The organism is Streptococcus sp. FSL R7-0212, assembly GCF_038007985.1.
Taxonomy (GTDB): domain Bacteria; phylum Bacillota; class Bacilli; order Lactobacillales; family Streptococcaceae; genus Streptococcus; species Streptococcus parauberis.
The window spans coordinates 345,782-359,205 of record NZ_JBBOYF010000001.1 but is presented as its reverse complement, the minus strand read 5'-3'; the positions used below and the strand labels follow the sequence as shown (position 1 = coordinate 359,205).

10 protein-coding genes are annotated in these 13,424 nt (G+C 36.4%); 3 read left to right on the top strand and 7 right to left on the bottom strand.

The window, feature by feature from the left end; genetic code table 11:
• Positions 1-6: 6 nt before the first annotated feature.
• The 3 genes from oppC to MKY69_RS01930 form a co-directional block, all read right to left on the bottom strand.
• Positions 7-933: an oligopeptide ABC transporter permease OppC gene (gene oppC / locus MKY69_RS01940; RefSeq protein WP_003104826.1), complete on the bottom strand. Its 927-nt coding sequence runs from the start codon at positions 931-933 to the stop codon at positions 7-9.
• Positions 933-2,432 carry an ABC transporter permease gene (locus MKY69_RS01935; RefSeq protein ID WP_340790890.1) on the bottom strand — a complete coding sequence of 500 codons (1,500 nt, stop codon included), beginning with the start codon at positions 2,430-2,432 and terminating at the stop codon, positions 933-935. Before MKY69_RS01935 ends, oppC begins: the two co-directional genes overlap by 1 nt.
• Positions 2,433-2,499: 67 nt before the next feature.
• Positions 2,500-4,479, bottom strand: a complete 1,980-nt coding sequence (locus MKY69_RS01930; RefSeq protein WP_004234177.1) for a peptide ABC transporter substrate-binding protein — start codon at positions 4,477-4,479, stop codon at positions 2,500-2,502.
• 331 nt (positions 4,480-4,810) lie between these two features.
• On the opposite strand from MKY69_RS01930, the gene pbp3 (MKY69_RS01925) reads away from it, so the two are divergent.
• From pbp3 (MKY69_RS01925) to MKY69_RS01915, 3 genes are all read left to right on the top strand, one after another.
• Entirely contained in the window at positions 4,811-6,049 is a 1,239-nt protein-coding gene (gene pbp3 / locus MKY69_RS01925; protein ID WP_003108557.1) for a D-alanyl-D-alanine carboxypeptidase PBP3, read from the top strand.
• A gap of 123 nt (positions 6,050-6,172) precedes the next feature.
• Complete coding sequence (gene pbp3 / locus MKY69_RS01920; RefSeq protein ID WP_062806389.1) at positions 6,173-7,393, top strand: D-alanyl-D-alanine carboxypeptidase PBP3; 1,221 nt, start codon at positions 6,173-6,175, stop codon at positions 7,391-7,393.
• A gap of 109 nt (positions 7,394-7,502) precedes the next feature.
• A complete protein-coding gene (locus MKY69_RS01915; RefSeq protein ID WP_340790887.1) occupies positions 7,503-8,663 on the top strand; it encodes a D-alanyl-D-alanine carboxypeptidase family protein in 1,161 nt (386 codons plus the stop codon).
• A 310-nt stretch (positions 8,664-8,973) separates the two neighbouring features.
• On the opposite strand, the gene sufB is transcribed toward MKY69_RS01915, so the two are convergent.
• From sufB to sufD, 4 genes are read right to left on the bottom strand one after another with little or no spacing between them, the layout of a single operon-like run.
• The gene (sufB, locus tag MKY69_RS01910) at positions 8,974-10,392 is read right to left on the bottom strand and encodes a Fe-S cluster assembly protein SufB (protein WP_003104098.1); all 1,419 of its coding nucleotides are present in this window, start codon (positions 10,390-10,392) and stop codon (positions 8,974-8,976) included.
• 29 nt (positions 10,393-10,421) lie between these two features.
• Positions 10,422-10,859, bottom strand: coding sequence for a Fe-S cluster assembly sulfur transfer protein SufU (gene sufU, locus MKY69_RS01905; RefSeq protein ID WP_003105140.1), 438 nt, complete (start codon positions 10,857-10,859; stop codon positions 10,422-10,424).
• Positions 10,846-12,072 carry a cysteine desulfurase gene (locus MKY69_RS01900; RefSeq protein ID WP_311981616.1) on the bottom strand — a complete coding sequence of 409 codons (1,227 nt, stop codon included), beginning with the start codon at positions 12,070-12,072 and terminating at the stop codon, positions 10,846-10,848. The genes sufU and MKY69_RS01900 overlap by 14 nt, the downstream gene beginning before the upstream one ends.
• A gap of 24 nt (positions 12,073-12,096) precedes the next feature.
• The gene (gene sufD / locus MKY69_RS01895) at positions 12,097-13,359 is read right to left on the bottom strand and encodes a Fe-S cluster assembly protein SufD (RefSeq protein WP_340790886.1); all 1,263 of its coding nucleotides are present in this window, start codon (positions 13,357-13,359) and stop codon (positions 12,097-12,099) included.
• Between the last annotated feature and the right edge of the window lie 65 nt (positions 13,360-13,424).

Genomic DNA, 13,424 nt, shown 5'->3' with positions numbered 1-13,424 from the left:
CTACTCCTATCTATGTGTTCTTGGGTCACTAGCATCTGCTAAGTTTTGTCCAACTATATAAAGTGGAAGAGATACTAGAATAAGAGTAGTTAATGGAATCCAGAATAGGTAAGCGTTTGTTGTCAAATATGATGAATAATTTGAAATCAAACGGCCTAAACTTGGTTCTGACAATGGTAATCCTAAACCAAAAAATGATAAGAAGGCTTCTGATGAAATGTAGGCTGGTAACAAAAGAGAAACCATTGATACAATAACAGAAACTAACTGTGGTAATAAATTTTTGGATACAATTTTGTAAGTTGGTGTTCCTAGTGTTTGACTGGCTAAGTTATACTCTAAATCACGGTAACGGAGTACTTGGACACGGACAGCATAAGCAATCCCTATCCATCCAGTTACACAGAAGGCAAAGATAAGGTTCCAGAAACCAGCACCAATTGAATAAGTTAAGACAATAATGATAAGCATTTGAGGTAAGTTAGAAATAACATTGTAGACTTCAATCATTACCTTATCAACTGCTTTTGAAACTCCCCAAAGGCCACCAACAACTACCCCAACAATCATATTGATTGCTGTAGCAATAACGGAAATTAGGATCGAGTTTCTAGCACCATACCAAACACCATCAAAGAGTGACTGACCATTTTTGTCTGTACCAAACCAATATTCCCCATTTGGAGAGATATAGCGTTTAGAGAAATCATTAATGTTTGACACATCACCAAAGTCATAGTTAGCAAACATCGGATATACAAAACTCATTAGGATGATTGCAATTAAAATAACTAACATTACAATAGTAGATTTACGTGAAAAGAATTGTCTAAATACTGATTTCCAGTATGAATAGGAAGGGGCATCAATGACTTCTGATGCATAACTATCTAGTTCGACAAATTCGAACTTGCTTTTATCTATAGATGCCATTATTTCCCTCCTTTACTTGATAATTTAATCCGTGGATCTAAGATAGTCATTAAAATGTCCCCTGCTAATAAAGCAAGAATTGATAAGACTGCAAAGATAAAGACTAGTCCAACGACCATTGAGTTATTTGCTGCTTTAATAGCATCAATTAACATTTTACCCATACCTGGGAAGGCAAAGACTGTTTCAGTCAGTGTCGCACCTGCGATAGTTGCAACAATTGCTTGGGGAATACCATTAACAATTGGTACCATCGCTTGCTTAAATAGGTGATTTTTTGAAATTTCAGCTTCTGTTAATCCTTTTGCACGCGCAAATCGAACAAAATCGCTTCCTTGTAAGTCAACGATATAACGACGGAACCATACAACGGTTCCTGGCGTTCCTAAAATACCTAAAATTAATGCAGGCAATACATAAGATCTTGGATCACTGGCTCCTAACAATGGAAAAGTATCTGGTAAACCAATTTTCGAACCCAAGAAGCGAACAATATAAATCAAGGCAATACTTGGCAAAGCCAACATAAATGTTGTAGCTGCTGTAGAAAATCGATCAAAAATTCCATCTTTATAATAGGCCATAAGCATACCAATAGGTAGCCCAATAATATATGACAAGGCAACACCAATGATTCCAATTTTAAATGAATTTGCAATCATTGATGGCTCAGCATGTTTATTCTTAGTTGCTGTATAAGGATCTTTCGGGCCGAAATTAGCTCGGTCACGAGCATCTGCAGCTTTAGGTGATTTATAAGTTCTACTTGTGATATCAATTGGTGAAAACTTAGTAACTCCAGACGGGAATTTAGTTTGTTCTGATAGACTTCTACCTTGTCCTTGTGTGATAACCTGAATTACAGGAATATTAGCATAGGTTGGATAAGAAGTTCCTAAGTCAAAGGAAACAAAGTTTTGGTGAATGAATGGGAAATTCCCATCAAAGAAGAGCAAGTATTTATGCTTAGTTCCAGAACCAACTAAGGCAGGTCCGACTGCTGGATCCATTTCGGGTCTAATATAGCGTTCCAAATTAGGATTCTTTGGATCTTGTATCGTCCAAGGATGATCAATAACAAGGATATGACTAAAGAAGTTCCAAACACGTTCATAGATTGGAATATTTCTAACCGCATAAAATTCTTTGCTTTCTTCGAATTCTTTCAGCGTCCAACCTTTACCTTGTTGCTTGATGAATTTTTTGTAGACCGCTTTATTTTTAGCAGTTGGTTCAATCGTCACGGTCTTATCCATTTTTTCAGCTTTGCTTTGAAGTTCTTTACTATTATAGTAATTAACATAACCCATGCGTTCAAAAATGGTATTACGGTAGTTATCTTTCTTATCTGGTGTAGTCACCATCTTATTATAGTTGGGGTCCTGTTTAAAAATCAAGTTTGTTGGTACCAATGTAAAAACAATGACATAAGTTAATGTCGTTACCAACAAAATTGAAATCAAAGACCTCAAAATGCGCTCGAATATATACTTTTTCATTCCAATCCTCATAATAAGTTCAAAAGAACTTTCTCAGATTTAGAGAAAGTTCTTAATTGAACTAGCCTTATTTTTCAATATGCTTTTCTAATGACTCTTCATATTTTTTATTTGATTTTTCTTTTGACTTTTTCCAATCCTTCATTGCTTTGTTGAATTGTTTAGCCGTTACAGGTTTATCTTGTAATTGTACATATTTGAAATATGTATTATCTGATTTGTTACCTGCCCAACCAAATGCAGCTGAGAATGGAACAACTTTTGTTACTGCAGGCGTTCCTCCAAGTGAGTATGTTGGAATGTAGACTGCTGAATCCGCAAGAGCAGCTTGTGCTTTTGCATATTTTTCATAACGAGCATCCTTGTCATCAGTAATCTTACTTGCTTCATTTGCTAATTTAGTAAATTCATCTAAACCAGCTTCAGATGCTATAGTATTATCTTTAATTGGTTCAAGTCCAATAAATTTAGTTTGTGCATTAGCCAAGCTTGGATTAAAGATATCAAGATATGAGCTTGGGTCTAAGTAGTCAGGACTCCATCCAGAAGCTGTAGAAATATCCCAATCTTGTTGAGTTGGTGTTTCTGCCATATAAGTAACATTGTTATAGGTATCAGCATTGAGCTCAATAATGTCAATTACAACATTTTCTTTACCAAGTGAGTCTTCCATTGATTGCTTCATGGATTGGGCTTGTTGCATATTTACGGTAGCAGTCTGATCTTGAGGCATATCAATGTGAATTGGGAATTGAACACCTTCAGCTTCCAAGGCTTCTTTAGCTTTATCCATTTGAGCCTTAGCTTTGTCTTTATTGTAAAGACCATCTTGGGCATCAGCTAGGCTAACATCTTTCCATTGATCTCCGTATGTCGCTAAATCTTTTTCAACAGTCTTGCCAAAGTCTTCACCCTTAATTTGAACAAATGCTGGTGGAATTAGCATATTACGAAGTGATTTGCTTGCTGCTTCTTCACCAGCTGATTGAGCTGTATAGGATTTACGGTTAAAACCAAATGTTAAAGCTTGACGGAAATCTTTATTTAGAACTGCTTTACGAGTATCCTCTTTTTGTTTATCGTCTGTCTTTTTAGTATGGTCATAAGCCGTACGGTTTAAATTAAATGTTGCATAATAAATATTTGATTTTTGAGGTGCATAAGTGATGTTTTCGCCATATTTTTTCTTAGCTGTCTTGTAAGATGGAGTTGTTGGGAATAAACGTGCAGCCGAATAAGCACCTTTATCAAAGTTTCTAAATAGAGACTCTTGATCTTGTCCATCATAGTAAGTTAATTGAACAGCATCTAAGTGAACATCTTCTTTATCCCAATAGTTTTCATTTTTTGTAAATTCAATTGATGATTTACTTGTTAATGCGGAGATAAGGAATGGTCCGTTATAAAGAATCGATGAAGCATCAGATGCTTTACCAAAATCTTTACCTTGTGATTTTAGAAAATCTGCATTAACTGGAGATAAGATACCATAAGTTAATTTAGAATTCCAGAAACTTTCTGGTTGTTTCAATGTATATTGAACTGTGTTTTTGTCAATGGCTTTAACACCAACAGTTGAGAAATCTTTTGTTTTCCCATCGATATAATCACTTAAACCTTTAATTGAATCTTGAACTAGGTAAAGGGCATCAGAATTGCTATCTGCAGCATGTTTCATGCCAGTCACAAAGTCTTCCGCTGTTACCTTAGCGTATTCTTCACCATCAGCTGTATACCATTTTGAATCTTTACGTATTTTATAGGTATAAGTTAAACCGTCTTTTGATACTGTCCAGCTTTTAGCTACAGAAGGAACCAAATTCCCTTCGTTGTCATATTCCATCAAGCCATCAACACCATTTTGGGTGATTTCACTGGTTGTTGAACGCCCTGAAACTAAGTAATCCAAGGTATCAGGATCAGTTGTATAAACATAGCTATAGGTTTTACTTTTGCTATCTTTACTTGAACCATTACCACAGGCAGTCAAAGCTGAAACTGACAAAACAGCAATCCCCGCTGCCGCTAACCATTTCCCATTTTTCATAAGAGACACTCCTAAAATTTTTCTTCATTTCTATACACAAAACACAAAAGTTATGTGTTAATTAAAAATATTATATCATAATTTTTATTTAAAAAGAATATTGAAGACAAAGTTATCTGAATATTTTATATCTACAAATAACATTAGTGACTGTTTATCATATTGGAAACGTTTTTTTCTCCTATTTAGTGCGATTTTGTGTACTTTTAATGATTTTAGTTTTATTCTCATGTTAACGCTTTACTAACTTAGAATAAAACACAAATCTTGACCAAAATGAGATGTCATACTATGATATAATGGTAACATACGACAAGAACGGGACTAAATAATGAAAAAAATAATAATGATACTATCATTGCTAGTATCAACGATAACTATTACGACTACCTCCGCTGAAGATATAGAGTTAAAAACAGACAGTGCAATTGCCTTTGATATAGAATCAGGGAAAGTCCTCTATGAAAAAAATGCAAAAAAGATTTTACCAGTCGCATCTGCCACCAAAGTTTTGACAACTTATATGGTCTATAAAGAAATCGAACAAGGTAAACTAGAATGGTCTTCACCGGTCACTATTTCTGACTATCCTTTTCAATTAACTACAAACTACACAATTAGTAACGTGCCACTTGATGCAAGGAAATATACTGTAAAGCAATTGATGAAGGCCATGTTAGTGACTAATGCTAACAGCGCAGCCATTGCTTTAGCTGAAAAAATTGGCGGAACAGAACCCATTTTTGTCGATAAGATGAAAAAGCAACTGGAGGTATGGGGCATCAATGATGCAAAGCTCTATAATGCAACTGGTTTACCCAACTCTATTCTTGGTGATAACATCTATCCCAAGTCTAAGCAATCCGCAGAAAATAAACTGAGTGCTAAAGATTTAGCCATCATTACCCATCACTTATTGACGGAATATCCCGAGGTCCTTAAGTATACTAGTCTGCCAAAGGCAACTTTTGATGGTCAAGATATCTACTCTTATAATTATATGTTAGAAGGCTACCCTTATGAAAGAGTTGGCATCAATGGACTCTTCTTAGGAAGCCCGGAAAAAAGTGGTCCGACTTTCATCGCCAGTAGCAAAATTAATAAAATGAAAGTCATCTCTATTGTTATTGGAGCGCATCAAGAAGATAACGATGTGACTGAGCCATTTAAGACAACTTCTCTCTTGTTAGATTACCTCTACCAAAATTTTGAACGCGTCACTTTACTTAAGAAAAATCAAGTCATCAAAGATAAATCCTTCGCTATTAAAGATAGTCCGGATCAGTCTGTTTCAATTTCTCCAAAAGAAGACATGACGATTATCAAAAAAATTGGTACAACACATCAAAATGAAATCATTTATAACAAGAACGAAAATCCTTTCTATGCTCCACTAGCCAATGGTGACACACTGGCGACTGCAAAATATAAGGATCCAAACATCATTGGAATGGGGTACATTGGTAAATCACCAGTTGTCACTATTCAAGCCAATCAAGAAGTTAAGCGCAGTTTCTTCTTAAAAGTTTGGTGGAATCACTTCGTTGATTATGTTAATACTAATTTATAAAACCAAAAAGCTGGGAAGAAAATTTTCAGCTTTTTTAGTCTTATAATCGATACGCAGTGATATATGTGCAACTCTCTATTTAACTTCTTTGACCTAGAGTGGAAAGCCTGATAAAATTAAAGTATGAAAAAGTTTATTGTAATACTCATATTAACCATGTCATTATTAGTTACGTTTTCTGCTCAAACAGTTTTCGCGGCTGACTTTTCAGCGGATAGTCGCCATGCTATTGCTGTTGAATCTGACACTGGTAAAATTCTTTATGAAAAAAGTGGTAATAAAAAAGCACCGATTGCTTCTCTCACCAAGCTTTTAACAATCTATATCACTTTAAAGGAAATAAAAGCTGGAAAGATTTCTTGGAATGATCAAGTTAAGCTTTCAGAATATGCACAAAGCCTTGCGACTGATCCTGAAATAAGTAACCCTCCGCTTACCAGTGATACCTATTCTGTTAAAGAATTGGTTGACTCAAGTTTAATTGTCTCGGCTAATAGCTCAGCTATCGCATTGGCTGAATATATTGCTGGAAGTGAGCCAAAATTTGTCGACATGATGAAAAAGCAAGTCGAACAATGGGGGATCACAGATTATTTACTAGTCGATTCCTCTGGTCTTCCAAACAGTCTCCTTAAAGGTCATACCTATCCCGGTTCATCCCCAAAAGACGAAAACATGCTCAGCGCCAAATCATTAGCTATAATAGCTTATCATCTGATTCATGATTTTCCGGAAGTTCTTCAAATCACATCACAGCCGCAGATGATATGGGGTTATGAAACACTTTATAGCTCAAATTACCTTCTTCCTGGTCAAGAAATGGGCCGAGCTGGCGTAGATGGTTTAAAAACTGGTACGACCAATTTAGCAGGACAAACTTATATTGCTACAGCCACTGAAAACAATATGCGTTTGATAACGGTTCTGCTTCATGCTAATCATACAAAAGAAGATCACTATGCTCGTTTCACTCAAACCAATCAACTCTTAGATTATTGCTTTCAGAACTATCAGAAGAAATTGATGGTAAAAAAGGATCAACCTTTGCCTAACCGAATTGCTGTAGAAAACGGAAAAAAAGACAAAATTAGTATCAAAACTAAAACCAATATCTATGCTATTCATAAAATAAATACTGCTCCTAAATTATCTTTCAAGTCAAAAAATAAACTAGTTGCACCTATTAAGAAAAATCAATTTATTGGAACTTATGAATTTAATGATCAGGATACAATTGGGGAGGGATACCTCTTTGGTAAGACTAAAACAAAAGTCTACGCAAGCACCACTGTTGATAAATTAACAGTTTTTGATAAAATCTACCGATTATTTAAAAATTTCTAATATTATTCTTTATTATTAAATCTAAAAAAACACTTTGTAATTGTATTAGTCTAATGATATAATTATCCTATCATTTATGATAAGGAGTTGTCGTTTGATTAAAAAAATAATGTTGTTATTGTGTTTTTTCGTTGCTCTCATTCCATTATTTTCTGTTAAGGGAGAAGAACAAGATGATATCTTATCTCTGACGCGACGTTATGGTTATTCAGTTAAACCAGCCGACAAACCTGTTTCTTCTATTGTTGTTAATGCAAAGAATGGGGACATTATTTGGCAAGATAATATTGATGCTAGTCGTGATCCAGCAAGCATGAGTAAACTTTTCACCCTTTATCTTCTATTTGAAGATATTAAAGCTGGTAAACTTTCTCTTTCTGATCATATAAGAGGTAGCCAGACCGATCAGGATATTAGTCAGATTTATGCCATTAGCAATAATAAAATTGTTGCCGGGGTCGACTATCCGATTAGGGACCTGATAACCATGACTGCCGTTCCTTCTTCTAATGCTGCTACTCTAATGTTAGCTAATTATATGTCTGATAATGATGCCGGTGCATTTATCAATCGGATTAACGCGACAGCTCAGAAACTAGGCATGAAAAACACCTTTTTTACAAACGCTAGCGGAGCTGTAGCCAGCGCCTTTGAAGGTCACTATTCCCCGGAAGGTTATGATAGCAACCAACCTAATAAAACGTCTGCTCGTGATCTAGCCATTCTGTGTTATCATTTTTTAAAAAATTACCCCGAAATTCTGGAATTTACGTGTAAGTCTTCAGTCAAAACTATGGATCGGACACCTTACGAAGAAGAATTCCATTCCTACAACTACTCCCTTCCTGGAGATAAATTCGGAATAAAAGGTGTGGATGGCTTAAAAACAGGATCTAGCCCTAGCGCTGCTTTTAATGCTGTTATTACTGCAAAAAGAGATGATACGCGACTCATTTCGATTGTCATGGGTGTCGGTGATTGGTCAGATCAAGAAGGAGAGTTTCATAGACACCCATTTATTAATGCTATTACTGAATATGGGTTTACCGATGATGCATTGCATCAAAATAATCATCCAAATATTATCCTTGCAGATACCCATAAAACTAATGAGAATCATAGCCGGCATTATAAAAACAAGAATGAACCAAAAACATTTTATGATAAATTCGAAAAATTTGTAGACCGACACCATCATTTTGTTTTTCTTTGTTTAAGTCTTTTTATTATATCTGTTTTAATCACCAGTCTCATAGCAATTTATAAATAAGACAAAAAAAAACCATTGCGAAAAAACAAAATTAGACTGTATAAAAACAGGTAAAAGTGACAAAGTCATAATGTATACTCTTGGCTAAAAAATTATAGTCAGGTTTAAACATAGTGAAGCTAGTAGCAAAAACGAGACAAACATCAATTTCTACAAGCAACGATTAAAATCTAAAATGGAGTAGCCAAAAAGCTACTCCATTTTAGATTTATCTGCCTTAAGAATGTACAAAACTGCATTTTCCTTATCCACAACTTCAGTTGATAAACGATTGTGTAAAATAGCTATCGGCTATTTTACTCTAGTCGTTTTAACCAACTGAACCCTCCATTTCATACGATATCAATCTATTCAGTTCGACTGCGTATTCCATTGGTAGTTCTTTAGTGAATGGTTCGACGAAGCCCATGACAATCATTTCGGTTGCTTCGTTTTCAGATAAGCCTCGGCTCATTAGGTAATAAAGTTGTTCTTCTGAGATTTTTGAGACTTTGGCTTCATGTTCTAGAGCTACTTGCGAATTATGAATTTCATTAAATGGGATGGTATCTGATTTTGATAAATCATCCATTAAAATCGTATCACATTCAATATGGGAAACTGATTTCTTAGAATTTTTATTAAAGGTAACTTGTCCTCTGTAGTCAACTTTGCCTCCGCCTTTGGCGATTGACTTAGAAACAATTGAAGACGAAGTGTGTGGTGCATTATGTATCATTTTTGCACCGGTGTCTTGGTGTTGTCCTGCGTTAGCAAAAGCTATTGACAACATGGTTCCACGCGCACCAGGTCCATCGAGATAAACTGATGGATATTTCATGGTTGTTTTTGCACCAAGGTTTCCATCGATCCATTCTACTGTCGCATCTTTTTGCGCTTTAGCTCGTTTTGTAACTAAGTTGTAAACATTATCAGACCAGTTTTGAATGGTTGTGTAACGCATATAGGCGCCATCAAGAGCGTAAATCTCAACAATGGCAGCATGCAAGCTATTACTTGAATAGGTTGGTGCTGTACAGCCTTCAACGTAATGAACACTTGCTCCTTCATCAACAATAATTAAAGTTCGTTCAAACTGACCTGTATTTTCATTATTAATTCGGAAATAAGTTTGGAGTGGAATATCAACTTTTACACCTTTTGGTACATAGATGAATGTCCCTCCTGACCACACTGCTGAATTTAGAGCAGCTAATTTATTATCAGTTGGTGGTACTAATTTTGCAAAGTATTGTTTAAAAAGATCTGGGTATTCTTTTAAGGCTGTGTCAGTATCTGTAAAGACAATACCTAGTTTGTCATACTCATCTTTCATATTATGATAAACAACTTCAGATTCATACTGGGCTGATGCTCCTGCTAAATAAGCGCGTTCAGCCTGCGGGATCCCAATTTTTTCAAAGGTATCTTTGATTTTTTCTGGAACATCATCCCAAGATCTAGCCGGTTTGTCTGATGCTTTTTGGTAATAAATAATATCATCAAAGTTAATATCAGATAAATCAGCTCCCCAAGTTTGCATGGGCATTTTATTAAAAGTCTCTAAAGATTTGAGACGAAAATCTAACATCCACTCAGGTTCATCTTTAGCTTTCGATAATTCTCTAACTACTGCCTCACTCAAACCTTTTCCGGTAGAATAAATCGGCTCGAAGTCATCGTGAAAGCCAAATTGATAGTCTCCCAAATCAATAGGTTTGGGTTCTATTTTTTCATTGATTTCAGACATATATACTTTCCTTTTTCTAATTGCGGCTTCTAATTTTGGCGACTACGCTCAATCGCTTTTTCAAGTGCATGCCATGCCAAAGTTGAGCATTTAATGCGTTGCGGAAATTTTGCAACACCTGCTAACAATTCAGCCTCTCCCAGCAATTCTTGCTTAGGATTTTCTTTTCCTTGGACCATTTCGGAGAATAGCTGAGCTAACTCCAAGGCTTGGTCCTTAGTCTTGCCAATCACGGCATCCGTCATCATACTTGATGACGCTGTTGAAATAGTACAGCCATCCCCTGCGAAGGCAATATTCTTAATTATTTCACCATCGAAATCGACAGTTAAACTAATCACATCACCACAGGTTGGGTTATTTAGTAAAACAGCTTCAACACCTTCCAATATTCCTCGGTGATGTGGACTTTTTGAGTGATCAGCAACGACTGCCATATATAAACTATTTAGTTTAGAGAGTGCCATTAAAGAACTCCTTTGTTTTAATGATTGCTTCAACTAACTTGTCACAATCCTCTTTTGTATTATAGATATAAAAACTTGCCCGAGCTGTTGAAGACACTTGGAGGTGTCTCAAAAGTGGCTGTGCACAATGATGTCCAGCCCTAACTGCAATGCCTTCATAATCCAAAGCTGTTGCGACATCATGAGGGTGTAAGCCATCAATATTAAAGGCAATTACTCCCGTGTGGTCTGCTGGATTGGCTGGACCGTAAATGGTTAAACCCTCAATAGCAGAAAGTTTTGGCATGATATAGGCAACAAGCTCTGCTTCATGTTTTTCAATCTGGTCCATGCCTAAATGTTCCAGGTAATCAATTGCTGCACTAAGGCCAATAGCACCTGCTATATTTGGTGTGCCGGCTTCAAATTTCCAGGGTAATTCTTTCCAGGAAGCATCTTGCTCTAAGACAAAATCAATCATCTCTCCCCCAAACTCAACTGGTTCCATTTGGTTTAAAAGAACTTCTTTTCCGTAAAGAACACCTATCCCCGTTGGTCCAAGCATCTTATGTCCTGAAAAGGCAAAGAAATCACAATCCAAATCTTGGACATCAATTGCCATGTGTGGCACAGATTGTGCGCCATCGACTACTAAAAATGCATCGACCTGGTGGACTAATTGGGCAATTTCTTTTATAGGATTAACCGTTCCAAGAATATTTGACGCATGTGCTAAAGAGACAAATTTAGTCCTCTCAGTCAAATTACTTTTTAGGTCATCCATATCTAGTTGACCATCTTTTAAATAGACATAAACTAGTTCTGCACCAGTTGCCTGACAGGCTTGCTGCCAAGGAATGATGTTTGAATGGTGCTCCATGACAGAAATAAGCACCTGATCCTCAGGCTGTAAAATCGATTTTGCAAACTGTGCAACCCAGTTTAGACTAGTTGTTGTGCCTCTCGTAAAGAGAACTTCTTTGCTTGAGTTGGCATTAATAAAGCAAGTCACTTTTTCACGACTAGCTTCATATGAACGTGTTGCTCGTTCGGCAAGGGTATGCACACCACGATGGACATTAGCATTATCTTCAAGATAGTAAGCCTGCAATTTGTCTAAAACTTGTTGTGGCTTTTGGGTTGTTGCAGCATTGTCAAGATATACAAGGGCTTCATCATTAACGACCTGATTTAAGATTGGAAAATCTTTTTTTATTTCAACTGGGTCAAACATTAAAACTCCTTTTCTCTGACATGGTTAGTTAGTTTGTAATTTTTCATCTAATACTTTGATAATACGGTCTCGTACTTCTTTGACCGGGATTTCTGTGATAACAGTCCCCAAGAAGCCACGGATAACCAATTTCTCAGCCGTATCCTTATCAAGTCCGCGACTCATTAGGTAATACATATCCTCTGGATCCACTTGCCCAATAGACGCTGCATGTCCTGCAGTAACTTCATTCTCATCAATTAGCAAAATTGGATTAGCGTCACTTCTTGCCTTATCTGAAAGCATAAGGACACGACTTTCTTGTTGGGCATCAGCCCCTTTTGCACCCTTAATAATATGGCCAATCCCATTAAAAGTTAATGTCCCACGGTCTAAAATAACTCCATGTTGTAAAATGTGCCCCACAGAATTTCGACCATAGTTAGTCACACGGGTATCAATCCCTTGAACTTGACGACCTGCAGAGACAGCAACTACTTTCAAGTCAGCGTGACTGCCTTCACCTAACAAATCACTATCAAAATCCGCAATAACATTCCCGTCATTCATGATACTTAGTGACCAATTGATTGTAGCGTTGGACTCTAATTTTCCTCGTCGACTAATGTAAGTTGTGACATTTGCACCTAGTTTGTCGATTGCTGAGAACTTAACTTGGCTGCCTGCTTGGGCGATGACTTCGACGGTAATATTAGCTGTCGCTTTAGCAGTCTGTCCACCAATGCTTTCCAATTGTTCCAGGTAAGAAAACTTACTTTCTTTCCCTGCAATAATCAAGATATGCTTGTTAAGTGGCACATCGCTATCGCTATCCTGTAAGAATACACCTTCGATTGGCTCCGCAATTTCCATAAAATCTGGAACATAAAGGACAGCCGCACTATTAAAGTATGCTGTGTGGTAGGCAGATAATTTATCTTGGTCAAACTGAACAGCTGATCCAAAATGTTTTTCTATTACCTCTGGAATTTCTTCCAAAGCCGAATAAAAATCAGTAAAAATAAGGCCTTTTTCAACTAATTCATAGGGTACTTGTTCAACAACCGTTTGTGTCCCAACTTGAACCAATTTAGGATTGTCTCCAATTGCCATAAAATCTGGTACTGCAGCTATTTCTGTACTTTCAGAAATAGTACCATCCCCAAAATTCCATCTGTGAAATTTTACCCTTTCAATAGAAGGCAAAGGTAATTCTTCAATTTTATCAAAAGCTGCTAGACGTAGCTCTTGTAACCAATTAGGCTCAGCTTTTGACTGTGAAAATGCTTTAATTGTTTCTATTGTCATAATGATGTTTCCTTTTCTTTTGTTTTTCTTGTCTTAAATCTTGTTCGTTTTAGTATGTCACTAAT